19 protein-coding genes are annotated in these 24,826 nt (G+C 50.1%); 11 read left to right on the forward strand and 8 right to left on the reverse strand.

Annotation, left to right across the window (positions count from 1 at the left end; all coding sequences use genetic code 11):
- Positions 1-105: 105 nt before the first annotated feature.
- The 4 genes from ACYVEA_RS08915 to ACYVEA_RS08930 all read left to right on the forward strand — a co-directional run bounded on the left by ACYVEA_RS08915 (position 106) and on the right by ACYVEA_RS08930 (position 5,665).
- Entirely contained in the window at positions 106-585 is a 480-nt protein-coding gene (locus ACYVEA_RS08915) for a response regulator (protein ID WP_461113081.1), read from the forward strand.
- 12 nt (positions 586-597) lie between these two features.
- A complete protein-coding gene (locus tag ACYVEA_RS08920; RefSeq protein WP_461113082.1) occupies positions 598-3,915 on the forward strand; it encodes a right-handed parallel beta-helix repeat-containing protein in 3,318 nt (1,105 codons plus the stop codon).
- Positions 3,821-5,056 carry an acyltransferase family protein gene (locus ACYVEA_RS08925; protein WP_461113083.1) on the forward strand — a complete coding sequence of 412 codons (1,236 nt, stop codon included), beginning with the start codon at positions 3,821-3,823 and terminating at the stop codon, positions 5,054-5,056. Before ACYVEA_RS08920 ends, ACYVEA_RS08925 begins: the two co-directional genes overlap by 95 nt.
- Before the next feature lie 300 nt (positions 5,057-5,356).
- Complete coding sequence (locus tag ACYVEA_RS08930; protein ID WP_461113084.1) at positions 5,357-5,665, forward strand: hypothetical protein; 309 nt, start codon at positions 5,357-5,359, stop codon at positions 5,663-5,665.
- Between the two features lie 37 nt (positions 5,666-5,702).
- Here ACYVEA_RS08930 and ACYVEA_RS08935 read toward each other — a convergent pair whose 3' ends face one another.
- The 3 genes from ACYVEA_RS08935 to ACYVEA_RS08945 all read right to left on the reverse strand — a co-directional run bounded on the left by ACYVEA_RS08935 (position 5,703) and on the right by ACYVEA_RS08945 (position 8,467).
- Positions 5,703-6,497, reverse strand: coding sequence for a LytR/AlgR family response regulator transcription factor (locus ACYVEA_RS08935; protein ID WP_461113085.1), 795 nt, complete (start codon positions 6,495-6,497; stop codon positions 5,703-5,705).
- 21 nt (positions 6,498-6,518) lie between these two features.
- Positions 6,519-7,556, reverse strand: a complete 1,038-nt coding sequence (locus ACYVEA_RS08940; protein ID WP_461113086.1) for a sensor histidine kinase — start codon at positions 7,554-7,556, stop codon at positions 6,519-6,521.
- Positions 7,557-7,678: 122 nt separating this feature from the next.
- Entirely contained in the window at positions 7,679-8,467 is a 789-nt protein-coding gene (locus ACYVEA_RS08945) for an MBL fold metallo-hydrolase (RefSeq protein WP_461113087.1), read from the reverse strand.
- A 255-nt stretch (positions 8,468-8,722) separates the two neighbouring features.
- On the opposite strand from ACYVEA_RS08945, the gene ACYVEA_RS08950 reads away from it, so the two are divergent.
- Entirely contained in the window at positions 8,723-9,400 is a 678-nt protein-coding gene (locus ACYVEA_RS08950) for a YciE/YciF ferroxidase family protein (protein ID WP_461113088.1), read from the forward strand.
- Positions 9,401-9,627: 227 nt separating this feature from the next.
- The gene (locus ACYVEA_RS08955; RefSeq protein ID WP_461113089.1) at positions 9,628-12,114 is read left to right on the forward strand and encodes an alpha/beta hydrolase family protein; all 2,487 of its coding nucleotides are present in this window, start codon (positions 9,628-9,630) and stop codon (positions 12,112-12,114) included.
- A 195-nt stretch (positions 12,115-12,309) separates the two neighbouring features.
- On the opposite strand, the gene ACYVEA_RS08960 is transcribed toward ACYVEA_RS08955, so the two are convergent.
- From ACYVEA_RS08960 to ACYVEA_RS08975, 4 genes are all read right to left on the reverse strand, one after another.
- Entirely contained in the window at positions 12,310-13,446 is a 1,137-nt protein-coding gene (locus ACYVEA_RS08960) for a multinuclear nonheme iron-dependent oxidase (RefSeq protein ID WP_461113090.1), read from the reverse strand.
- A 27-nt stretch (positions 13,447-13,473) separates the two neighbouring features.
- Positions 13,474-13,626 carry a chryseobasin-related MNIO class RiPP peptide gene (locus ACYVEA_RS08965; RefSeq protein WP_177236697.1) on the reverse strand — a complete coding sequence of 51 codons (153 nt, stop codon included), beginning with the start codon at positions 13,624-13,626 and terminating at the stop codon, positions 13,474-13,476.
- A 248-nt stretch (positions 13,627-13,874) separates the two neighbouring features.
- Positions 13,875-14,060, reverse strand: coding sequence for a hypothetical protein (locus ACYVEA_RS08970; protein WP_461113091.1), 186 nt, complete (start codon positions 14,058-14,060; stop codon positions 13,875-13,877).
- 162 nt (positions 14,061-14,222) lie between these two features.
- The gene (locus tag ACYVEA_RS08975; protein ID WP_461113092.1) at positions 14,223-14,972 is read right to left on the reverse strand and encodes an SDR family oxidoreductase; all 750 of its coding nucleotides are present in this window, start codon (positions 14,970-14,972) and stop codon (positions 14,223-14,225) included.
- 556 nt (positions 14,973-15,528) lie between these two features.
- Here ACYVEA_RS08975 and ACYVEA_RS08980 point away from each other — a divergent pair.
- The 3 genes from ACYVEA_RS08980 to ACYVEA_RS08990 all read left to right on the forward strand — a co-directional run bounded on the left by ACYVEA_RS08980 (position 15,529) and on the right by ACYVEA_RS08990 (position 18,566).
- Positions 15,529-16,614, forward strand: a complete 1,086-nt coding sequence (locus ACYVEA_RS08980) for a fasciclin domain-containing protein (protein ID WP_461113093.1) — start codon at positions 15,529-15,531, stop codon at positions 16,612-16,614.
- Positions 16,615-16,809: 195 nt separating this feature from the next.
- Complete coding sequence (locus tag ACYVEA_RS08985) at positions 16,810-17,529, forward strand: YqjF family protein (RefSeq protein ID WP_461113094.1); 720 nt, start codon at positions 16,810-16,812, stop codon at positions 17,527-17,529.
- A gap of 101 nt (positions 17,530-17,630) precedes the next feature.
- A complete protein-coding gene (locus tag ACYVEA_RS08990; protein WP_461113095.1) occupies positions 17,631-18,566 on the forward strand; it encodes a cation diffusion facilitator family transporter in 936 nt (311 codons plus the stop codon).
- A gap of 3 nt (positions 18,567-18,569) precedes the next feature.
- On the opposite strand, the gene ACYVEA_RS08995 is transcribed toward ACYVEA_RS08990, so the two are convergent.
- The gene (locus ACYVEA_RS08995; protein ID WP_461113096.1) at positions 18,570-19,595 is read right to left on the reverse strand and encodes a LacI family DNA-binding transcriptional regulator; all 1,026 of its coding nucleotides are present in this window, start codon (positions 19,593-19,595) and stop codon (positions 18,570-18,572) included.
- A gap of 366 nt (positions 19,596-19,961) precedes the next feature.
- Here ACYVEA_RS08995 and ACYVEA_RS09000 point away from each other — a divergent pair, with 366 nt between their 5' ends.
- Entirely contained in the window at positions 19,962-23,039 is a 3,078-nt protein-coding gene (locus tag ACYVEA_RS09000; RefSeq protein WP_461113097.1) for a SusC/RagA family TonB-linked outer membrane protein, read from the forward strand.
- A gap of 12 nt (positions 23,040-23,051) precedes the next feature.
- Positions 23,052-24,467, forward strand: coding sequence for a RagB/SusD family nutrient uptake outer membrane protein (locus tag ACYVEA_RS09005; protein WP_461113098.1), 1,416 nt, complete (start codon positions 23,052-23,054; stop codon positions 24,465-24,467).
- Positions 24,468-24,826 lie beyond the last annotated feature (359 nt).

The following is a 24,826-nucleotide window of genomic DNA, read 5'->3' on the forward strand; positions in this document are numbered from 1 at the left end:
GTGTACTTGTCTACCCAGAACCAAATAACCCGATTTGATTCGTGCAACCTACAAGCTACCTTTTAATCAATCAGCACAACCAACTTCTTCTCAACATTAAAGTCAATGACAAAGATCGCCACACCTAGACGTCGAAAGCAACGCCAGATACCTATTATGGTTGTTGAAGATAATGCAGATCAATGGCTTATTATTCGCTCGGCGCTGACGCAGTGTTTTCCAGAAGTGAGTCCTGTTTGGGTAAATAATACGGCTCAGATGATTACGTATCTGGAAACCAATGCCCAGGATGCCAACAAATGCCCAAGGTTGATTTTAGCCGATCTGTACTTACCCCGCCGGGAAGATGGCTGGGCGTTGCTGGACTTTATCGGCAACTATAATTTCGAACGAAAGCCACAGGTTATCATCCTGAGTGCCTCGCAGGACAGCGCAGATATCGCCAAATCCTACACGTATAATATTGCCTCCTACATTGTTAAGCCGGATACCTACCACCAATGGCTGAACTGCTTCTATACCTTCCGGCGCTACTGGTGGGAAGTCGTTTCGCTGCCGCTGATTAGCCAAAATTCTGATTTATAATTACGAGTTCAAGTGAGTAACCGAGTCGTACTACGTTGGAGTTTAACGCTATATGTGTTACTCTCAACGTATTTAGTAAACGTTGCCCAAACAACGTATTATGTTGCCAGCACAGGCAATGATCGCAACGATGGCCGGTCAACGGCCAGACCGCTTCAAAGCCTGGACAAAGTGAATAGTTTGTCGTTGCAGCCGGGGGACGCTATCCTGTTTCGCCGGGGTGATACTTTCCGGGGAACACTAAAGATCCGACAATCTGGTTCATCAAGCCAGGCTATTGTTTATGATGCCTATGGCAATGGACCAAAACCAACCCTGGCTGGCTCGGTGGCCGTTACTGCCTGGTCCAACATGGGGGGGAATATCTGGCAGGCTACCTGTTCAGCCTGCGGCAGCAGCGTTACAGGGCTCTACGACGGGGATGTTTCCTTGCCCCTGGGTCGTTACCCCAATCCTGATGCACCTAATAAAGGAACGCTCACCATTCTGTCGCATACCGAAAAATACCAACTGGTTAGTCAGGATCATTTATCCAGGAACTGGCAGGGGGCCGAGGTCGTCATGGTGCCAACGGCGTGGATCATTGACCGGGCCATTGTGAGTGAACAGAACGGCGACGTCCTGAACCTGCTGAATACATCAACGTATTACCTTAAAGACGGCTCTCCTTTTTTCTTTCAAAATCATCCTGCTACCCTGGATCGCAACGGGGAATGGTCGTATGAGTCGGCTACCAAACGGTTTCAGCTCTATGATGATACGGGTAATCTTACCAGGCAGGCACTCATGGCCACTGTTCTGGACCGTGCCGTGGATATGGCCAACGTTTCCAACATTAAGTTGGCCAACCTGAATTTAAGTCAAACTCTCCATACCAGCCTTTATGCCACAAACGTGTCGAACGTATCTATGAGCAAGCTCGACATAACCGATGCGGGCGAAGATGGTATCATGATTGACGGGTTTGGCAGGAACCTGTCGCTGACCAACAGCACCCTCCTCGACATTAATAATAATGCCATACAAATTACGGGATATGACTCTGTTAGTTTACGGTCAAATGCCATTCGTCATATTGGCGCGATAGCTGGGCGGGGCAAAAGTGGAGATGGTACGTATAACGGCTTACAACTGAGGTCTAATTCGAACGTACTTGTTGCCAACAACGTGATCGATAGCATTGGCTACACGGGTATTACGTTCGGCAGTCAAGCCACCATCCGGCAGAATGTCATCTCTAATTACTGCATTTCTAAAATTGACGGAGGAGGCATTTACGGCTGGAACGGCGATAGGTCGGCCATGTCGAACGTACATATCCTCTCTAATATTATCTACGCCAGTCCTAACGTACGGGGCAAATATTTTGCGGCAGACTACTCCATCGGTATATTTCTGGACGATTGCGTGGAGAACGTAGCGATACAAAACAACACAATATTCGGCAACACGCAGTGGGGAGCCTTTTTACACGGCGCACCGGGGATCACCTTCACCGATAATACAGTATTCGATAATTCGGCTGCGCAACTGGTGGTGTACCATAATGGAGGAGCTTGCCCAATTCGAAATGATGTGATCAAGCGGAATGTCTTTGTTAGTAAATGGGCTTCCCAGTTAGCAGGCCAGTATGAATCCAACGCGGATGATTTGCTGCAATACGGGGTGATCGATTCTAACTATTATGCCCGCCCGTTCAATGACACCAATTTAATCTGGGGGAGTATCAACACCTATCAGGCGGGGGCTTATTCGCTTACCGGCTGGCAACGTTTCTCCGGTCAGGATCTTCATTCCCACGGTAGCCCGATTACCTATCAACCCTATAAAAATGAGGGGGCTGGTGGTACCACCCGCTTCGCCAGTAGTTTCGATACGGACAGCGATGGCTGGTCCATACTCTATAGCCGGTACAATAATGGCGTGGTCGCTCAGGATAACACCAGCCAACTGGATGGGGGAGCGCTCCGAATCGGTTTTGCGAGTTCATCGGGCCAGACCAATTCCTATATGCAGGCTGGTCGATACGTTGGTAACCTACAGGTCGGCAAAGCCTACGTTCTTCGGTTTGATGCCGTGGCATCTGGTGCTGTATCGGCGCTGGTGTATCTACGACAAAATGGGCCACCTTTTCAAGAGTATGACAGGCGGTATACCGTGCAGCTGAGCCCAACCCGTACCAGCTACGAGCTGCCCTTCACCGTGTCAGGCAGTGGGCTGGACGCTGTTGTTTTGCTACAGCTTGATGGAGAAGGCCCAACCTGCTGGCTCGACAATGTCCGTTTTCAGGAGGATGTGCCTATCCAGAATAATCCGGATGACTTTATTAAATTGTTTTACAACCCAACCCTGAAAGACAGTCTTATTACGTTATCCGGTGCCTATCGGGATGTGAAAAACCAGCTTTATACCCAGTCTTTTGTACTTAGTCCTTTTACTTCTGTTGTTTTATTTAAGGATACGCTACCCGTATCTCAGGCCGATCTGAGCCTGTCGCTACAGGCTGCGAAACGGATCGTTCAGGTTAATGAACCCATTGCGATCCGGCTGCGGGTCACCAATCAAAGCAATACTCAGGCTGCCCTGGCCCGATGGACGTATCGATTGCCAGCGAATCTGCAGTTTATTGATACCAATGGGCAAGTATACAGCGATAACGTGATGACGGGAACGGTGCACCAACTGCCCCCACTGGCCGATACTACCTTTACGATGCTGGTCAGACCAACTGCAACCGGGCTGTTCAGGACAGCCGCTCAGCTAACAACGGCTACCTCGCCTGACCCTGACAGTACGCCCAATTCGGGTACGGCCGATGGAGAAGACGACGCAGCATCGGTCGATTTTCGTGTGCCTGGATCCGCGACAACTGTATTCGAGTCGCCCAACCCGAACCAGCGGTTGCTTCCAGCCGTGGTGTCCAATCAGCCGATACCGGTTCCTAATCAGGCCGATCTTAGTTTGCGAATGGATGTGAATAATCGAGTACCTGCTGTGGGCGAGATCATTACGTTCACGGTTTATGTGAGTAATGCCGGTGGCCAGACGGCGAATACTGTTCAACTGGAAAACAAGCTACCCGATGGCTTTGAGCTGGTAAAGGCAAGCGGCTGGACAGTGAATGGGCGGCTACTCACCATTACACTGACTAACATTGCCGCCAATACGACCGTAAGTCGGCCTATTCAGGCCCGCTTAACCACGCCGGGTCACTGGATCGATCAAGTCCAGGTCAGTGAAACAACCATTGGTGATCCTGATTCGGTACCGGGTAATGGCTTTGCCAATGGCGAAGACGACCAGGCTCAGGTTGATATTCGGAGTAAATGATGGATTAGGTGAACCGGGCAGAGAAGCCGTTGAAAACCAGACACAACCCGGAATGGGCGTTAGTAAACAGTTGCAACCTACAGTAAATTACACGATGGTGAAACCTCGCCAAACCTCAATTGATTACATGAAAGGCGTGCTTGTCATTGGCATGGTCCTGGCTCATGCGCTGCAACTATTGAGCAAACCCAGAGGTATATTCTGGCTATTTTCAACCACCATCAATCTGATCACTTTTTCGGGGTTTTTCTTCTGCTTCGGTTATGTTTTCTTCCTCTCTTATCTGACCAAACCGTTTGCTGACGTAAACCTAAAAATGGCTAAAACTGCCATCAAGTCATTATTTGCCTATTATCTGTCAGGCTTTTCTGCCTATTTACTGCTTAGCCCCCGTTTTCTGGGCAAGCCTTACCCGATTACCCTTGATGAAATCCTGCAATTGATTACGTTTAATAAAGTAGCCTGGTTCTCGGAGTTCCTACTCACGTTTTTTTTAATTACAGGGCTGGTATTGATTTTCTTTCAGGGGTTTAAACAATTGGCCCATTCTCCCATAGCCATGCTCTGTTTGGGGTTGGTCTGTTTGATAATAGCCTGGTTGCTGCCGACTGATTTAATTGTACCCCAGCCAATGGCACTGCTTATTGGCACTAAAAATTATTTTATTTTCCCGGTCATTCAATACTTACCTATTTTCCTGATCGGCATTTACTTCTCAAACTATCGAGTCGGTTGGAGCCGGGCAGTTCTGGCCCTATCCCTGCTCGGTACCGGGTTATTGATAAGTTATTACATTTGGCATCAGGCCATGCCCGCCGAATTTTTGCCCTCCGTGTATTGGCTGGTCGGCTCATACGGCATTCTGTATGGATACTACGTAGCGGCAAAATGGCTGGAACATCGACCTAACCCCCTAAACTGGCTCCTGTCCATTGGCAGAAATACCTTATTTTACCTGCTTGTGAGCAACTTCATTCTTTTCGCGCTGAGTAATCACATCCAGACTAAACCTGAGATGGCCTTTCTGGTAGGAGTAATTACGTTGCTGATAATTACTTTCTTATTCAGCTTACTGACTCAATCGCCCAAAACACGTAGAGAGACTCAGGTCAGTAGGGTTCCAGTTCTTCAGGATAAGTAACTTGGGAGACACGGGAGCTTCTGCCCGTATGGAAACACTTGACTGAAGAGGGGGCAAGTCCTATCCGGTCCACTAGCTGATATCAATTCCCCATCCACTACTGGATGCATCGAGGGTTTCCCTCGCGTTTTCACGACAACAACACTCACCGATAACTCAATCGCTTATCGGTTTAATGGCGTTTGTAGAGTATTCTTGCCTTGCTTTTCGCCTTTCCAGATTAGCACCCTCAAAAATGCCACCTGGATACTACCCCCAACTCAATGCCTACAAAGCATGTGGGTGGTCATCCACCCCTTTATGGATCAGTCTCTTATCACTAAAATCCACTCCGCCAACGTAGCGCTTCAGCAGTTGCAACCCATCAATGGGCCTACTGCTTTGATCGTAGGCTACGTTCAAATCAAAACCTTCTGTCTGGATCTCTTGCAAGCCAATCCGGATAACCTGCCTTTTGTTCAGGCTTTCGATATACTGAATGAAGCAAATTGGAAAATAGCGAGTCCCATGCTGGATTTCTACGAGAGCAAGCGAGTGAAGCCTTACCAAGACGCTTTCAATCAACTTAAAGCGACAACACAAGCAGCAGTAACGGCCTTGACTCAATGAGTACTCGTCTGCTTTCTCTATCGGATGCGAACGGGTCTCATTTACCCATCCATTCCTTGAAGGGCGTCAGCTTTTCCCGGCTGACAATGACCTCTTTGTCGATTGCTGGTTTGAGTTTCAAGGCCAGTCGGTTGCCGAGGTAAGGTTGAATGTGATCGACGCTGTTGACCGCTACCAGAAATGAACGGCTCACGCGAAAAAACTGATGGGGGTCCAGCATAGCTTCCAGTTCGTCCAGGCTGTAATCGACCACCATCTTTTTACCGTCAACAGTCCTGAACTGGTTCATGCGGTTATCGGTGAAGAAATAGGCAATCTGGCGGGTATCGATCGACATCAGCTTGTTGGCGTACTGAACCAGAAACCGTTGCCGGTATTCTCTGGGATGAAGCTGTTTCTGGAGGTCTTTTACCAGGTTTCCGATCGTCAGCGCCGTTTCTGCCCCCGTTGGCTGATACCGGGCTTTCAGGCTACGGAATTTGTCGAAGGATGTCCGTAGCTCGTCTTTCTGAACGGGCTTGAGCAGGTAGTCGATGCTATTGACTTTGAAGGCTTTAATGGCATATTCGTCATAAGACGTCGTGAAAATGACCATACTGGTCACGGTTATTTCCTCAAAGATCTGGAAGCTTTGTCCATCGGCGAGTTCGATATCCATCAGAATCAGGTCGGGGGCAGCGGGTTGTCCCGGCCCATTGACGCGAAGCCACGCAACGGTTTCCCGAACGCTGCAGGTGACGCCAACAACGGTCGCCGATGGGTCAACAATGGCTACAGTTTTGATGAGCTTTTTAGCCGCCATGTCTTCATCTTCAACAATCAGAATGTTCATAGTGAGGGATTGATAAAAGCCTTACAAATAAGCGCTCAAATTTCCGGCTGTCATAAGCGGAATCGTTACAGCAAATTCGCTCTCTGTCTCCTGAACCAGCATGTCACGTTGCTTGAGCAGGCGGAATTTTGTGGCAATGTTGAGCAAGCCAATTTGCGTGGATGGTATGTGCTGAGGTCTCTTTTGCAGATTATTCTTAACCGTTAACAGGCCATCTGGCTGCGTCCTGATTTCTACGATCAGCGGCTGCGTTTTCTCTATTACGTTGTGCTTAACGGCATTTTCGATGAGCAACTGTAAGGTCAATGACGGCAGCAGATACGTTTCGTAGTGCGGCTCAATCGCCAGTTTCAACTGCAGACTGTCGCCGTATCGGGTTTTGAGCAGGTGAAAATAGGAGCGTATAAACTGAAGTTCCGTCGTTAAACTGGTGAGTTCGTGTTCGTTGGTACGTAGCAGATAGCGATATACTTTGCAGAGTTCATCCAGAAATTCCTCGGCCTTATCGGCATCGTCGCCAATGAGGTAGGACAATGTATTCAGACTGTTAAACAAAAAATGAGGATTGACCTGCTGCTTCAAACTGTCCAGCTGCGTTTGCAGATTTTCTTTCTTCAGGGCTTCTGCTTCTTTCTCGGATTTAATCAGCCGGTCGAAATAATACACCGCTTCCTGAGCCCCTACAATCAGGACGCTGGTCAGCAACGCGCCTGGTATCGAATTGAGGTAAGCCGAAACAGGGTAGGGGGTGTGAAAGTCGAGGCTATTGACGACGATCATGTCCAGCCAGTCGATCAGAATAGACGATACCCAGCACACCAGCAGGATCAATAGTATGCGCTTCCGGGTTTGGGAAAGGTGCGGATACCACTGCCGAAACCGGCCCATAATCCAGCGGTTCGTTTCCCAGGTAAGCGCCGTCAATACCAGAAATTCAATGAAGTACTTAAGGGTATCCAGGCCAATCGGTTTAACGAAGATCTGGTAGGAATACAGATCGAGTAACAGCAGCAGACTGATGCCGCTGATGCGAATCCACCGATCATTAACCTCGTTCAAGTGATGTTTCGTTTAGGGTTACTTCTTGTATACCAAAGATATACGTAGTACCCCCAACCACACAAGGCCATTGGGCTGACTTGTCTAAAAGTGAGGTTGAACTGCGTGAGATGCAGGTTCAATTATACCGTGGCGACGGCTCTTTCTGCGCCAATCCTATAAACCGGCGTCTCCTGATAGCGGGACGCGACAACGATTTCTGTCTGATCCGAGCAGGGAGCAAACATAGCCCGGATCAAGTCCGGACAGTTATTGTCCTTCGATAGATGAGAGAGCAGCACATGACTCATGAAGGATGGTCGGTGCGTGATGAACATGTCCAGCGCCTGCTGATTGGAAAGGTGGCCTTTCCCACCCCGAATACGCTGCTTGAGAAAATAAGGATATCGACCTTTCTCTAATAAATCATCGTCATAATTGGCCTCCAGGAAGGCCGCATGACATTGGCTGAAATGCTGAATAACATGTTCGCAGGGAGCGCCAATATCCGTAAACACGCCCACTTTGGTACCCCGATAGTCAATCAAAAAACTGTGCGGGTCGCTGGCATCGTGAAATTTAGGAAAAGCGGTAATGGCTAGCTCACCAATCCAGACTTGCTCATAGGCCTGAAACGAGCGAATGGGAAAGGACGCCCGGGGTAAACGGGTGTTCTGTAGCGTTTTGCTGGTAATGAAAACGGGCAGTTTATACTTGACGGCCAGTTGAGTAAGGCCACTGATATGGTCGCTGTGCTCATGCGAAACGAAAATAGCTTTTACCGTTTGAAGCGATAAGCCCAGCCGCTGCATGCGCATTTCGGTTTGTCGGCAGGAGAGGCCAGCGTCAATTAAAACCGCTTCCCGCTCGTTGCCAACGTAGTAGCAGTTGCCGTTGCTGCCTGAATTTAGTGAGGTAATAAACACGTGCATATGAATACAAAGAAACAGTTTTTTGAGCAATGTTTTCAGTTACTCATAAATCGAATTTGCAGTATCATAAGACTGCATCTCTCCCGACGTCTGGGGTATTCTGGGGATGAATGAGGAATACTCTACAAAATCTGTGGAAAAGCATATACACAACGTAGTGACGAAAACCTGTAAGTGACAGGCTATCAGGATTTGGCATGGTTTTGGTCTAAAGGTGGATATAATTCAACGTTAAACCTTAAACCAATAAATCAAATGGCTTCTTTAGGAAATCAAATCGCCAATTTTTTCAGTGGTAATGACAATGACACCCGGGAAGGGCTGCACAGCCTTTTTGTCAATGAACTACAGGGAATATACTACGCTGAGAAACAGGCGGTTGATGCACTTGGCGAACAAGCCGATGCTGCTACAACAGACGAAGTAAGAAATGCATTTCTCCAACATCAGGAAGAAACTCGTCAACAGGTTAGCCGCCTGGAGAGTGTATTCCAAAGTGTAGGTGTTGACGCCGACGAAAAAACATGCGCGGCCATTGATGGATTAGTGGATGACGCCCAGCAAGTTGTATCCGATACGGAGTCTGGTTCATTAACCCGTGATGCCGGGCTGATTATTGCTGGACAGAAAATTGAACACCACGAAATTGCCGCTTACGGATCGGTTGTGACACTGGCGAATGTGCTGGGATACACGGATGCTGCCCGCCTGTTGCAACAGACCCTTGACGAAGAAAAAAATACGGATAGAAAACTGACCCAACTCGCTGAATCATTTATTAATCAGCGGGCAGCATCGGAAGATGACAATACATCGTCTGGTTCCAGTCAGTACAGCGATAGCGTAGTTAATTCGGATGGTACCCGCTATGGCAACACGAGCTATAGCGCTGACGACGATGCTACCTTGTTAGGTGGCTCACGAGTGTTGTAAGGAAAGCAGTATCATACATACTAGAAAAAGCGGCAACCCAATGTTGGGTTGCCGCTTTTTTTATATAAGCGATTGTTGATAAGCGGCTGATAAATAGCGAAAAATGGCAATTTATTTACCTACGCATTGTCGCTTTTGCAGAATAAAATTTTGCAAAGTAAGGTCATTGCCAGTGGGTTAGTTGTATTTTCCCGTATCTTTACAACGTTGAAACAATCGCTCAATATATGCTTCACAACCTAACAACTATTCGCCAAAGCCGATGGGTTTTGCTAATCTCCTGGCTTGCGTTTTCGTTTGCCAGTTACGCCCAGGATGTCCCAACCTACCAAACTCCGCCGAAAGCGCTGGCCGACCTGGTTAGTATGCCGCCAACACCTATCGTTAGGATGTCGCCCAGGGGAGACATGATGCTCCTTATCGAACAAGCTTCTGTATTTACCATTGCTGAACTGTCTCAACCTGAACTTAAGCTGGCTGGCTTACGCCTGAATCCAGCGAACAATGGGCCCAGCCGGGTCTTTTACATAACCGACCTTAAGCTAAAAAAACTGACCGATAAGGAAGCAAAACCTATTGCGGGGTTGCCTGCAACGCCCCAGCTTAGTTACGTACAGTGGTCGCCCGACCAGACTAAGATTGCCTTCGCTAATTCGACCGACACTCAAATCGAATTCTACATGGTCGATGTGGCCACCGCCACCGCCAAAAAAGTTGGTTCGCTGGCGCTCAATGCTACGTTGGGAACCCCTTTTCAGTGGTTGTCTGACAGCAAAGGGCTGATTGTCAAAATGGTTCCTGCCGGAAGAGGACCCGCTCCTCAACTAAGTCGTGTTCCCGCCGGACCAACGACGCAGGAAAACGTGAAAGGCTCTCGCGGTCAGGCACCTACGTTTCAGGATCTGCTCAAAAATCCAGTTGACGAGCAACAATTCGCTTACTACACAACGGCTCAGGTCGTTCGAATGGGGCTTGATGGTGTGACAACCAACATTGGCCCAGCAGGTATTATCCTTTCGGCTGAGCCGTCGCCCGATGGGCAGTACGTTATGGTGGAGACGGTTCATACGCCGTTTTCTTACCTGGTACCCGTTCGTCGGTTTCCGATCAAGACAGAAGTCTACGCGGTTGGCGGTTCGCTGGTGAAAACCCTCAATGACAGTCCCTTACAGGAGAGTGTACCTTATAGCCGGGATGGTGTTCCTACGGGACCACGGGATTTCAACTGGCGGGCCGATGCTCCTGCCTCGATCTACTACACTGTAGCCCAGGACAATGGTGACCCAAAGACGAAAGCCGACATTCGGGATAAAGTATTTCTGGTCGATGCACCGTTCTCGGCTCAACCCAAAGAAATTTATGCTGCTCAGTTTCGTCTCGAGACCTTCGATTGGGGGAATGAGTCGATGGCGCTGGCAACAGAACGCTGGTGGCAGAGCCGGAAAACGATCACTAAGACCGTTAATCCCAGCAACTGGCAAACGGCTACGCTCTTCGATCGTTCCTACGAAGATCGTTATACCAACCCCGGCCAGCCCGATACCAGGCACAATCAGTATGGCCGCGAGGTGCTCAATCTGCTCCCAAACAACGAAATCCTGATGATCAATGGGCAGGGTTCATCGCCCGAAGGCGATCGCCCGTTTGTGAGCCTGCTGAACCTGAAAACCAAGCAGACACGCGAACTTTGGCGGTCGACAGCGCCCCTTTTTGAGCGCCCTATTGCTGTGTTGGACGCAGCTAAACAGGTCATTCTGACAACACAGGAAACGCCTGAAGTGAGTCCTAACTACTTCGTTCGTAACCTCAAAGCACGTATTGCTCCGGTTCAGGTGACCTTTTTCCCTCACCCTTATCCGCAGTTAAAAGGTATTGAGAAAAAACAGCTTCGCTACAAACGGGCTGACGGTGTTGAATTGACGGCTATGCTTTATTTGCCAGCTGGCTACAAGAAAGAGCAGGGACCCCTGCCAACATTCCTGTGGGCTTATCCCGCCGAATTCAAAAGTAAAGATGCCGCCAGTCAGATATCCGGATCACCCTATCAGTTCGGTTGGAATAGACCCTTTTGGGGCGCAGCCGCTTTTGCCACAATGGGATACGCCGTTCTGGACAATGCCAGCATTCCCATCGTGGGTGAAGGCGATAAAGAGCCGAACGATACGTACGTTGAACAGCTGGTATCGAGCGCCAAAGCAGCCATTGACGAAGGTGTTCGGCTGGGCGTGGTCGATTCAAGTCGTGTCGGCGTTGGCGGGCACTCATACGGAGCCTTTATGACTGCCAACTTATTGACACACAGCAAGCTGTTCAAAGGCGGTATTGCCCGTAGTGGCGCTTACAATCGCACGTTGACGCCGTTCGGATTCCAGAATGAGCAACGTAGCTACTGGCAGGCGCCAGACGTGTACAACAATATGTCGCCGTTCATGAACGCCGATAAAATGAAAACGCCGTTGTTATTGGTTCACGGGGAGGCCGACAACAATACCGGTACGTTCCCGATCCAGTCGGAACGTTATTATAACGCGCTCAAAGGATTCGGTGCCACAACACGTCTGGTTTTCCTGCCCTACGAAAGCCATCACTACGATGCTAAAGAGTCCTTACTGCATATGCTGTGGGAAATGAACGGCTGGCTGGACAAATATGTGAAAAACCCAACGACGGCCGGACAGGCCAACAAAGCCGGTAAATTAGGTAGTGGGAAATAGGCTCGTATTAAGAAAATAGACTCGTATTAATGAGTTAGCTGCGAAAGTAGTAAAAGCAATCGCCCGATAGTTGAGAAACTATCGGGCGATTGCTTTTACTACTTTCGCCTGGAGCCGTGCCACGGTTACCATGAGTCCAAAAGTAACCGTGGCACGGCTCCAACGGGCCAAAACAAATTCAAGCCTGGCTTGAATTCAATTAAACCCATTCCGCCACTTTTGGGCAATCGCCAGGGCTGTTTCCAGCATAGAAGGCTCCCACTGTTCGATGGCCCAGTCTGACTTCGCTAAGCTTGACTTCGCCAGCATAGCCTGTGCCTCCCGAGCATCCGTAGCAGTTTCCAGAATAGTGGCAAGCGTCCGTTGCTGGTCAAAAAGAGACGTGTCTTCTACAGGAACAGCCGGGTTTGCTAATGAGCTGGCGGGCAGAAACGTATTGGTCTCGCGTACCGGCAACGGTTGATTAGCTGCCTGTACCAGTTGGTCCATCCGCCTGAAATCGTCCTGAAAGAGACAACGTTCGTTCTCCGTCGCCAGGGCGGGGCCCAACTGCTCCAGTACTACGTATTTGAGGTTCGGGCAGCGATTAATTGCTTTCTCCAGCCAGGCAAACACCTCGGCAGGAACAGAGTCGTCGTGCGTGTCGCGTCGGATGATACGTCCCGGTTCGATAGTCGAGTTGCTCCAGCTGCCTCCGGAGATATGAATTTCCCGTACCCGGTCGAGTGGGTACAGGTCTAGCAAATCAGCTCCGCTCACGCCAAAATTCTGACTCTGACAATAGAGATTGTGCAGATCCAAAATAATAAAGCTATTGATCGGTTCAAGTAACCGATTGAGAAAATCACCCTGTCGTTTTACCTCGTCGACTGAATAGGCAAAAGCCAGGTTTTCCAGTCCAACCGGGCAGCCACAGGCATCCTGTATTCGTCGCAACCGATCCTGACCGATGGCCAGTGTCGACGCGTTAAGTGGAATACTTAGCGGAGCACCTTTATGAAAGTCAGCGCCCGTCATGAAGCCAAAATGTTCCGTAATGTGATCGAACTGATAGGTCGACGCCAGTGCTTTTAACTGGTCCAGCCAGGCCTGCTGATCGGGCGTCCACTGGCCTCGAAACAGCGAAAAGAACACACCATGACCAATCAGACAACCCGCATCACTGAACGTAGTGAGCAGTTCGACAAACCAGTCCGGCAACTGGCTATGCTGGTAAAGTGTATCGAACGACCACTCAATCGCCTGCACCCTCTCAGCTTCGAAAAGGGGCAAAGAAGCCGACAGGAGGTTGGTGTCTAAGTTACAGGCCAGGGTTGATCGAATGAGCGTCATAGGCACGTAGTACAGAAGTGGACATTATTAGCCTAAACCGCAGCCTGGGCAGTCATAAGGTATTTGCTGTTTGGTGTCATCTTTTTTGGGATCGATGACTTTGCCTTTGTCACAGGAGCTGAGTGTGGTTACTGCCACGGCTACTGCAATAGTTTGAAGAAGGGCTTTGGAGAGTTTCATAAGCTGGTTCTGGGCATAAAGGACGTTTTCTGGCTTATAGATTCTTTGCTTGAGAAAAGGGTTGCAAGGGTCCTTTGTTTTTTGGTAAAGTCTATCGGTAGAACTGGTAACGTGCAGTATATGAGCAGTTTAGTCGATCGTTGCTACGTTGATCGGTTGGCAAAATAAAAGCGATACACAAACCACCCTGGGCAGTTACGTGTATCGCTGTATAATCAAAATTAATACGTGTCAACCGGTCTGGACGGCTAATAACCTTCGTCGCTCAAAGCAGGATCGGGTTCGGTACCATCATTATTGCCGAGGGAATCCCCATTGCCGTAGTTGGTGTGGTCGGGTTCCATGTTCGGGCTCCCCGAATCGTTTCCCATGCCATCCGGCCCGCTGTCCACATTGCCGACCAGATCCGTTGGATTATAGTCTTCGTTGATCATAATGCTCTCATCCGGGGTTTAAGCGGGGCCGCCTGTGTCGGGTCGAAACGTCTGCGACTGCTCATTGAGCATCGCATCCTGATTTACATTTTCCATAAAAGAGCTTGTCTGTAAGGGCTTGATTACCTCATAAACCGACGAAGTCCAGTCGATGTTTACGCGTTAAACGTAAATCATTTTTCGGGTCATACCCCCGTCGACCACGAAATTCTGACCGGTAATAAAACTGTTCTCGGGGGCAATCAGGAACAGGATCATGCGGGCAATATCATCTGCCTGACCCACACGGCCCGCCGGATGCTGACTATGATCTTCGGGCCGCAGTTCGTCGGATTTGGCCTTGGCTTTTTTCTTCAGGGCCGATACGTCGATCCAGCCCGGACTGATGGCATTGACCCGAATATCGGGCCCTAAACTAACCGCCAGTGAGTGCGTTAATGCCAGAAGGCCGCCTTTGCTGGCAGAGTAAGCAAACGTATCGGGCTCTGACTGGAATGCCCGGGTGGAGCATATGTTAATGATGCACCCCTTTTGCATAGCCAGGTAAGGAGCCGTGTGTTTGGCGCATAAAAATGGGCCGGTCAGGTTGGTGCTGATTACGCGATTCCACTCATCGAGCATGAATTTGTCGAGCGATTTCTCGATCATAATGGCCGCGTTATTGATCAATGCGTCAATTTGGCCGAAGTGGGCCATTGTTTGTTCGACGGCCTTGCGAACGTTGACCTCGCTCGATACGTCGCAGGATACGAATAGAATCTGGGCGGCAGAGGCCTTGAAGGATTCGCGGAGTTCGGTAAGCGCGTCGGTGTCGGCTTCCCAGATAGCCACGCGGTACCCATGTGTCAACAAATACTGCGTTGTAACGCGGCCAATACCCTGGCCACCTCCCGTAATGATAGCTGTTTTCATACCAGTTGGAATATTAGTCTACCAACGAACAAACTACACAGATTGGTAACACAACCCGACGCAGAATAGCTAAGTAAGCCGTATCCTTATTGAACGGGACAACGTAGCACGAGCTGTGTGGACGGCTAATAAAACTAGTCGAAAATAAGTACCCCCAAACAACCGGTAATGTCAACTTACCAGTATAAAACTTTTGGGTAATACGGAAATGCCGGACTGGCAGCGTGAGCCGCCATGCCCATAAAAGCCGCAGGGATTAGTCAGTTTAGTAAGGGCCGTTCAATCATATTTGGCCATCCGATCAGACGAGTTTTTTTTGCCCGGTCATCCGCAGAGGCCAATCATAAAATGCCCTTCTCTGGCCGAAATTCGATCTTATCTTAGCCGAATTGCCTTCTAAGTAGCTACTAACGTTGATGCCGGTGAGCCGTTCCCGGTAAATAATATACGGGCAACATTCTTTTTTGTAAGCCGTTCTTGCTTTCACTACCTCTCGTCTGCGGTTCATACCAACGGACAGGAATCTATTTTTTTAATAAAACATGTAGCTCAACGTATGAAGACTCAACCCATTTTTGTAGCCCTCCGGCAATTATTACTCGTTCTATTCGTCGGTTCAGCACCTTTTTTTATCGGTTGTACCAGTAGTCCAGATCCTCAGCCAGCCCCCGTCGTGACGCCACCGGGCTCTGGTACCACTACTACGCCTGGATCGGGTACCACCACAACCCCAGGCTCTGGCACGACCACCGCACCGGGAACGGGTACCACCACACCGGGTACAACCGTTATTGGGGCCGTTGATTACATCAAGCAAAAAAGTAATCTGACTTTTCTGAGCGCGGCTATCGCACAGGCGGGACTAGCCGCTGATGTAAACAAAGGCGGACTAACTATTTTTGCGCCGTCTGATGATGCCTTCAAGGCCGCTGGTTATGCCAGTGTTGCCGCGGTGAGTGCCGCTCCGGCTGCCGACCTGAAACGAATCCTTCAGTATCACGTAGTAGGCTCGGTCATCGACCTGTCCGCTTTCCCGACGAACGTCAATACGTCCTATCAGACAACCTTGACTGACAGCCGGGTAACGGTTTACAAAGTCAGCAATACCGATGTTAGCGTCAACGGGGCCAAGATTGTTGAAGGTAACATCGCCACAACAAATACTGTAGTGCACATTATCAATCAGGTGCTGATGCCACCAACACTCGGTGCCTCCGATTTAATCCAGAAGAATACGGACCTGTCGTTGTTTGCGGCCGCTGTTACCCGGGCGGGTTCTACGGTGCAAACATTGTTGAGCCAGAACTCGCAGGACGGCATTACCATATTTGCGCCGAACAATGCTGCCTTCAAAGCCGCTGGCTATGCAGATGTTGCGGCCATTCAGGCTGCCGATCCAAAGGTGCTTGCCGATTTGCTGTCTTACCATGTTTTGAACTACCGTGCCTTTTCGCAGACGTTCCAGAATGGGGCCGAGGTAGTAACGGCTCAGGGGACCAGCGTTCGGTTTACGGTTAGTGGAGGCAAATTAACCGTTACCGGCAAAGGCAATGGTACCAATGCGGCTAATCTTGTACAGGCGGATTTGGTAGCCAACAATGGCGTCGTTCATGTTATAGACCGCGTGTTATTGCCTAAATAACAGCGGTTAGAAAGAGGTAGTAAAAAGGGTATCCAACTCAGGGGTTGGGTACCCTTTTGTATGTGGAAAATGAAAAAATCTTCATTGTTGCCGTAGTAAAAATTGTACGTAGTCACGTTCTGAATAGGCCAGACTATTCATTTCTGAACCATCCTCAGAAAGCCTTGTTAGCCTGTAAAGCCCTTGTTCTACTGGATGGCCACTACCTTTTTGACCGCCGAATGGCGAAATCTGATTTTTGCCAATTATATTGTGGATCGCCAGGTTTTGGAACCGCTGCTGCCTTACGGTACTGAACTGGACGAGTTTAACGGAGTCTGCTACGGAAGTCTGGTTGGGTTCTATTTTCAGCGCGTCAAGCTATTGGGACATATCTCCGTGCCGTTTCATGGCGAATTTGAGGAGTTCAACCTGCGATTTTATGTCCGGCGAAAAACTGAAACGGGCTGGAAACGGGGTGTCGTATTTGTTAAGGAGATCGTCCCTAAACGGGCCATTGCGCTGGTGGCGAAAATCTTGTATGGCGAACCCTATGCCACCCATGCCATGCGTCATCGCTGGGAAGTCGACGGCCCGGCCCAGCACATTGAATACGAGTGGAAAGTTGGCGGGGACTGGAATCACATCCAGGTGAGTGCTGACCGGCTTGGTCATCCGCTGGTGGCTGACAGCGAAGAAGCGTTTATAACCGAACATTACTGGGGATACACACGCCGACGTATCGGCAGGACATCAGAGTATGAAGTCGTTCACCCAACCTGGACTATCTATCCGGTGACTAGCTATGATGTGCGCTGCGATGTAGCAACCCTGTATGGCAACGCGTTTGCACCATTTTTTGAACAGCCGCCCCTCTCGGTGTTTCTGGCCGATGGGTCCGCCGTCACCATAAAATCTGGCGCAGACATCCGGTAGCGTCTGCAATGACGTATCACTAGCGTATACTGACTATATGTTCGGCTCAATCCGGGTAGGTGACCGTCGAACATCTATAATCCGGGAACCGTTTCTTACGTATGGCTTCATCTAAAACGGCATTGTATACCGCCCTGGCGGCTAATCTGGGCATTGCGGCTACCAAATTTGTGGCGGCTAGTATTACGGGGAGTTCCGCCATGATTTCCGAGGGTATTCACTCACTGGTTGATACGTTAAACGAACTGCTCCTGCTGTTGGGCATTACCCGGAGTCAGCGCCCTCCCGATTTAAAGCGCCCTTTTGGTTACGGTCGGGAGCAGTATTTCTGGTCGTACGTAGTGGCCCTGCTGATTTTTGCGGTTGGTGGCGGGGTTTCATTTTATGAAGGCGTGATGCATATCCAGCACCCGGAATTAATCAAAGATCCTTTCTGGAATTACATTGTGTTGGGGGTGGCGTTTTTGCTGGATGGCTATTCCCTGATTACGGCCTGGCGGGCCTTCAACGAAAAACGAGGCAATGAGTCCTTGTGGTCGGCTATACGAGAGAGTAAAGATTCCGCTACGTTCACGGTGCTGTTTGAAGATGCCTCCGATGTGCTGGGCCTGATCATTGCTTTTCTAGGAGTATTTCTGGGGCACGAACTCCAGAATCCCTATTTCGATGGTCTTGCATCGATCCTGATCGGCCTGCTGCTGGTGGGCGTGGCTATGGTGCTGGCTCGCGAAAGTAAGAGCCTGCTCATGGGCGAAGGGGTCGACCCGGACACCCGGCATCAGCTACAGGCGCTAACCGAGGCCGACCCGGCGGTACAGAAAGCCATACACATTGCCACCATCTACCTGGGCCCGGAGGAAATTACACTGGCGCAGGGTGTAGCCTTCCAGGCAAATTTGACGACGGATGAGATCAACGAAGCGATCGTGCGTATTCATGCGTCTGTAAAGGCGTCATTCCCGGCAATCAAACATGCCTATATGCAACCCGTGGCTGCGAGCGAGACAAGCGATACGCCTAAAGATGCGCTATGGTAGAAGTTATTTCCCTTTCACGCGCGTTGACTGCCTGATAACCAGTGTTGTATCCAATACATGCGTTTCTGGAATAAACTGTTGCGGGGCTTTTATCTGACGTAGCAGAAGTTGGGCCGCCAGGCCGCCGATCTCGTGGATAGGCTGGACGACGGATGTTAAAGAAGGCGTAACAAAGGCACCATGAGGGGCGTTGGAAAAGCCAGCCAGCGCTATATCATCTGGAATCGACAGGCCATTCTCGCGGATGCAGATCAAGGCTTCGATGGCTGTCGGATCATTGACTGCAAACAACGCATCGGGACGGTTTTCCATCGCCAGCAGCGTCTGTGTACAGGCTCTGGCCCGTCCATCCACAAAATCGCAGTGCATGATCAATTCGTCTTCAATGGGAACCTGATGCGCTTTCAGTGCATCTAAATACCCGTTCAGTCGATTGCGGCCGATCGTCATATTTTCGGGTCCGGCCAGGTGGGCAATACGTCGGCAACCCGTCTGGATAAGGTGCTGAACAGCTATGTAAGCGCCTTTGTAATCATCGACCATGACTTTGGAGCCTTGTAACTCATCGACAACCCGGTTGAAAAAGACGATGGGTAGCCCCTTTCGTTGGGCCGAGATAATGTGCTCGTAATCATTGGTTTCGCGCGTAATTGCCAGAATCAACCCATCGACCCGGCTCGATACCATTGCCTGCAGGTTGTGTTTTTCTATCTCTAGGGATTCGCCGGACTGCATGACCATCACCTTGTAGCCAGCGGCATTGGCTACTTCCTGGATACCCAGAATAATACCCGGAAAAAAGGCGTGGACAAATTCGGGTACCATGACACCAATAATATCCGTCTTATTCTTTCGCAGGCTTGTGGCGATCGTATTGGGCTGATAGTCCAGTTGATGGGCCAGATCCAGCACCGCTTTTTTAGTTTCCGGATTGATGTCGGGTGCATTGCGCAAGGCCCTGGAAACGGTCGATATGGAGACATTCAGCTTTATGGCAATGTCCCAGATAGTAGGTTGTTTGCTTCTCATAGATGACTCAGGGGTAAGAAAGATCACCAAATTGTACTTTTTGTGGTTGCTCTGCACATCTGATAAAGCATTCCACATAAAGTTACGTTAAGGCAATCGACTCAGTACCTGTCGTTACAGCTGAATTTTTATCAAAATGAACTCCGCAGTTTCTCATTTCCGATAACGTTTCCGGTAACGTTTTTTCACAATAAAACCTATAAAATGGTCAATTCTACTTGCGATAGCCGGATTAAATACTATAAATTCGAGAAGTAATTAAAAAATAAGACTGGCTTTTGTAAGCGGTCAATCTTGAGGCTCTGCCTGGTATATGTCAATGTTGGCTGTTGAAAAAAATATAACTATTCCTGTCCTGATACACGTATGAAAATAAATCTAACAAAAGTAGGATGGTTGCTCGCCTTTCTGGCTTTCGTAGCTGTTAGGTCACAGCTCCTGGCGCATGGTTCGTTGGGTAAAATGCCCAAAGTAATACCGATTAAAGGAACCGTAACAACTGAAACCGGCGAGACACTGCCCGGTGTGACAATTGCCGTAAAAGGGACAACCATTGGCACTACCACCAATGAATCCGGCCAATACAGCCTGAGTGTTCCAGACGGTAGCACTACGCTGGTATTCAGTTCGGTAGGTTACGAAAAGCAGGACGTATCGATTGGCAATAGAACCACCGTTAATGTAGTGCTGAAAGCGGATACGAAAGCGTTGAGTGAGGTAGTCGTGGTCGGCTACGGAACCCAGCAGCGCCGGGACCTGACAGGGTCGGTGGCGTCGGTGAAAGGGAAAGAGCTGGAAAATCTGCCCGTTCAGGGGCCGCTCGAAGCTATACAGGGCCGGGTGGCTGGGGTGCAGATTGTTCAGAATAGTGGGTCGCCGGGGGCAAGTCCCAATGTCCGAATCCGGGGGGTAACATCGCTGAACGCGGGAAACGATCCGCTTTATATTGTGGATGGCGTGCCGATTACGGGTGGCATCAACGTAGTGAATCCGAACGATATCCAGTCGATGGAAGTGCTGAAAGATGCGTCGGCCACCGCTATTTATGGTGCTCGAGGTGCCAACGGGATCATTATTGTGACCACCAAGCGTGGGAAGGCCGGAAAAACATCCATCGGCCTGAGTACGTACACCGGCATAATGGATGTCAGAAAGAAAGTCTCCATGCTGAATGCCGTTCAGGAGCGGGACTATATTCTCAATGCCGTAGCCAACGCGGGCGTTGCCGAAGTACGGCTGGGGCTGGACACGCTGTTCCGAAATGGTGTTCCCGTCTATGACACCAACTGGCAGGATGAGCTTTACCGCCAGGGGACGGTTTCCAACTACGAAGTGTCCTTGCGGGGTGGCAACGATAAAACAACCTATGCCGCCAGTCTGGGGTATTTTAATCAGAAAGGAATTATCATCAGCTCAGGATACGATACGTATCGGGGGCGCTTCAGCATCGACCATCGGGCATCGGACCGCTTCAAAACGGGAGCCAATATTTTACTCTCGACCGCCAAACGCGACCGCGTTCCCGAAGGCGACGATATCAATGCGATCATACCCAACGCCATGCGGACGCTGCCTTTCTCGCCAGTCTACAACCCCGATGGTTCGTTTACGTTCGTTGATCAGATTCAGCGCCCAAACCCGGTAGGGCTGGCCATGCTAACGTCCTGGTTTACGGTTAATAATCGGCTGGTTGGTAATATTTATGGCGACTATGATCTCTGGAAGGGGCTGACCTTTCGTTCGACACTCAACATCGACTATTCGGGCACCCGCGACGAACGCTTTACACCCAGTACTATTCAGGGTGGATCTGCGCGGCCCGGCACAGCGTCGTATGGGGATGTTTTTACGTGGGTCAATGAAAATACGCTGAACTACAGCCATTCTATTGGGAAGCACAGCCTGTCGGGTTTACTCGGCTACAGCGTGCAGGAGTCCAAAATTTTTAACCTGTCGGCTGCGGCCAATCAGGGAGCGACCGACAATATTACCACGCTGAATGCGGCTGCCTCACCCACCGCGGCTTCCAGCAGTAAATCGGCCTGGGGTCTGGTATCGTACTTTGCCCGCCTGAACTACAGTTTCAATGATAAATATTTGCTGGCGGCAACCGTACGCAGGGATGGTTCGTCGCGCTTTGGGAAAGACAATCAATACGGTACGTTCCCCTCGCTGTCGGCTGGGTGGCGTGTGTCGCAGGAGTCGTTTATGCAGGGTTTGTCCTTTATCAACGACCTGAAAGTGCGGGCCAGCATCGGGGTCGTCGGTAACCAGTCCATCAGCGATTACGGTTCACAGGGCTTGTACAGCACGGGCAGTAACTACATCGGCAAAGCGGGGATTGCCTTGTCGGCGGTTCCGAATCCATCCTTAAGCTGGGAATCGACGACGCAGTCTGACGTAGGGTTAGATGTTTCATTTCTCAATAACCGGATTACCCTGACCGCCGATGCGTACCTGAAAAAGACGAATGACTTGCTGCTGTCGGTGAATCTGCCCACTACGTCGGGTTTTGGTTCGGCCCTGCAAAATGTCGGCAATACACAGAATAAAGGGCTGGAATTCAGTATCTATAGCCAGAATGTTGTTGGATCAGGCGCTACCGATTTTAAATGGAGCACCAGCTTCAATATCTCTTTCAACCGCAACAAGATCATCAGCTTATCGAATAACAACGCCGACATTATCCAGACGAGTGCCGACGCAACGTTTTACGGTACTGCGCCCCAGGGTCTTGGGCGGGTCGGTCAGCCGATCGGCGTTTTCTTTGGGCAGGTGTATACGGGCCGTGTGTATGCTACGTCCGAAGAGGCCAAAGCCGCCAACATGCGGGATGGCAGTGCGTCTGGCGCCCTTTATGTCGCTGGCGACATGATCTACAAGGATTTAAACGGAGACGGCATCATTAATGACGCCGACCGGACGATCATCGGGAATGCGAACCCAAAACACACGGGTGGGCTGACGAATAACTTTTCCTACAAAGGCTTCGACCTGTCGATTTTCCTGCAATGGTCTTACGGAAACGATATTTTCAACGAGACGCGTGAGGCTTCGAACCGGAGTTTCGTGTACAATGCGGCCACCACCGAAGTGCTGCGTAGCTGGCGCAAAGAAGGGGACATTACGGATGTTCCCCGCGGCACGCCTAGTACCATCAGTCGCAACGGATTCGCGTCCAGCCGCTGGGTTGAAGATGGTTCGTATCTGCGCGTGAAAACCGCTACGTTGGGCTACACCTTCCCGTCGGCGCTGCTCAAGCGGGTTAAAATTGAAAACCTGCGCCTGTATGTTTCGGGGCAGAACCTGTTCACCTTCACGAAGTATTCGGGGCTGGACCCCGAGGTGAATTTCCGCAGCACGTTACCCCTGCTTCAGGGTATTGATCTGGGTACCTATCCGCTGGTACGCACGCTCACATTTGGTTTAAATCTAGGCTTCTAACCTCTCTTGACCATGAAAAAATTCATCTATACGACGCTGACGATTACAATCGGTGTACTGGCTGGCGGATGCAGCGACGTACTCAATCAGGTACCTGCGAGTGCGCTTACGCAAGGCTCTTTTTTTCAGAATGCGGCCGATGCGGAAGCGGCAATTCTGGCCGGTTATGACGCTTTTCAGGGCGATGAGGTGCGCTATATTGCCTGGGGCGATGCGCGGGCCGATAACCTCCGAGTGCCTGTCAATGAGATTGGTATAACTGATGGGGGTGTACTGGACTTTCAGAATGATAACATCAGCACCAGTAGTGGCTACGCTACCTGGAGTCGGTTTTATTCGGGCATCAATAAGGTCAATAATGTGCTGGCGCAGGTGCCTATGATTCAAAGCCCAACCATTAACAGCGTGAAAAATCGAATTATGGGCGAAGCGTATTTTCTACGGGCGCTCAATTATTTTCACCTGGTGCGGATCTGGGGTGCCGTTCCACTGGTGCTGGAGCCGACGCTTTCGCTGAACAAGGATTTACAACCCGCCCGGACACCGGCCGATAAGATTCAGGAGCAGATCATTGCCGATCTGAAAGAGGCCGAAAAACTATTGCCCGTTACGTATGCAGCCGCGATTGAAACGCGGGGACGGGCGACCCAGGGAGCCGCTCAGGCATTGCTCAGCAAAGTGTATCTCTGGCGCAGTTCGTATAACCAGACCGGCGAATGGCAGTTGGTGGCTGACTATGCCGCCAAAGTGCTCGCCAATTCGACCTACTCGCTGGTTTCCGGACCTGCTTATGCAACTATTTTTACAGCAAAAAACACAACCGAATCCATTTTCGAGCTTCAGTTCAACTACAATAATCAGGAAACTAACGGGCTTTCGGCCTACTTCATACCGCGCAGTAGCAAAGTAACGACCGGTGGTAACCAAACCCTGATTCCGACCCAGAAGCTTGTCGACGCCTTTGAACCGGGCGATGTTCGTAAAGCGGCCAGCATTTACACCAGTAATCCGGCCACAGATCAGTTTCCTAATTTGCCGACGGTCGCGAAATACCTGGGAACGGTGGTAGGGACGACGCGTTTCAGCGATAGCAATTTCATCCTTCTACGGCTGTCCGACGTGATACTGATGCAAGCCGAAGCCTTCGCTCAACTGGGCAAAACGGCAGAATCGGCGGCCCTGGTCAACCGAATTCGCAACCGGGCTGGGCTAGCTAACACAACCGCTACGTCGAAAGAGGCTCTCTTACTGGCCATTGAACAGGAACGCTACGTTGAACTTTGCTTCGAAGGCCAGCGCTGGTATGACCTGCTCAGAACGGGCCGGGCGAAAGCGGTACTGGGCGTTGAGAAAAAAGCCTTACTGCCGGTATACTTCACCGAAATTCAGCTTAACCCCAATCTGTTGCCGCAAAATCCGGGCTATTGAAAAAACACCCCCAACCCCCCCTGAAGGGGACTTAGTTCATTGGCGAGCAAAGCCCCCTTCAGGGGGTTGGGGGTTCTCAGACAGAACTCAAATCACTTAAATCTATGCAATTGAAACTGGCGGTCGTTACGTATCATCTGCTTTGAAGGGAAATCCCGACAGTATGGCTGGGACCGATTCCGCGCTGATTTTGACGACATTAATGGCAACAAAAAGGCAACGATAGCGCCCAGCCTTCATGGTCAGTTTCAGCAGCTTCGACTGTACAACCGCTATTTAACCACCAGTGAAGCCGTGTCTAATTTCAAGGCTGATAAACTCATAATGACCGCAAGTTTATCGACGAAAGCAGGTCGGTA

The sequence above is a fragment of the Spirosoma jeollabukense genome (assembly GCF_054777855.1).

Coding starts and splice junctions, on each gene's coding strand:
- ACYVEA_RS08915 (WP_461113081.1), top strand. CDS start 106: ATGACAAAGATCGCCACACCTAGACGTCGAAAGCAACGCCAGATACCT.
- ACYVEA_RS08930 (WP_461113084.1), top strand. CDS start 5,357: ATGGATCAGTCTCTTATCACTAAAATCCACTCCGCCAACGTAGCGCTT.
- ACYVEA_RS08935 (WP_461113085.1), bottom strand. CDS start 6,497: ATGAACATTCTGATTGTTGAAGATGAAGACATGGCGGCTAAAAAGCTC.
- ACYVEA_RS08945 (WP_461113087.1), bottom strand. CDS start 8,467: ATGCACGTGTTTATTACCTCACTAAATTCAGGCAGCAACGGCAACTGC.
- ACYVEA_RS08950 (WP_461113088.1), top strand. CDS start 8,723: ATGGCTTCTTTAGGAAATCAAATCGCCAATTTTTTCAGTGGTAATGAC.
- ACYVEA_RS08955 (WP_461113089.1), top strand. CDS start 9,628: ATGCTTCACAACCTAACAACTATTCGCCAAAGCCGATGGGTTTTGCTA.
- ACYVEA_RS08960 (WP_461113090.1), bottom strand. CDS start 13,446: ATGACGCTCATTCGATCAACCCTGGCCTGTAACTTAGACACCAACCTC.
- ACYVEA_RS08965 (WP_177236697.1), bottom strand. CDS start 13,626: ATGAAACTCTCCAAAGCCCTTCTTCAAACTATTGCAGTAGCCGTGGCA.
- ACYVEA_RS08970 (WP_461113091.1), bottom strand. CDS start 14,060: ATGATCAACGAAGACTATAATCCAACGGATCTGGTCGGCAATGTGGAC.
- ACYVEA_RS08975 (WP_461113092.1), bottom strand. CDS start 14,972: ATGAAAACAGCTATCATTACGGGAGGTGGCCAGGGTATTGGCCGCGTT.
- ACYVEA_RS08980 (WP_461113093.1), top strand. CDS start 15,529: ATGAAGACTCAACCCATTTTTGTAGCCCTCCGGCAATTATTACTCGTT.
- ACYVEA_RS08985 (WP_461113094.1), top strand. CDS start 16,810: ATGGCCACTACCTTTTTGACCGCCGAATGGCGAAATCTGATTTTTGCC.
- ACYVEA_RS08990 (WP_461113095.1), top strand. CDS start 17,631: ATGGCTTCATCTAAAACGGCATTGTATACCGCCCTGGCGGCTAATCTG.
- ACYVEA_RS08995 (WP_461113096.1), bottom strand. CDS start 19,595: ATGAGAAGCAAACAACCTACTATCTGGGACATTGCCATAAAGCTGAAT.
- ACYVEA_RS09000 (WP_461113097.1), top strand. CDS start 19,962: ATGAAAATAAATCTAACAAAAGTAGGATGGTTGCTCGCCTTTCTGGCT.
- ACYVEA_RS09005 (WP_461113098.1), top strand. CDS start 23,052: ATGAAAAAATTCATCTATACGACGCTGACGATTACAATCGGTGTACTG.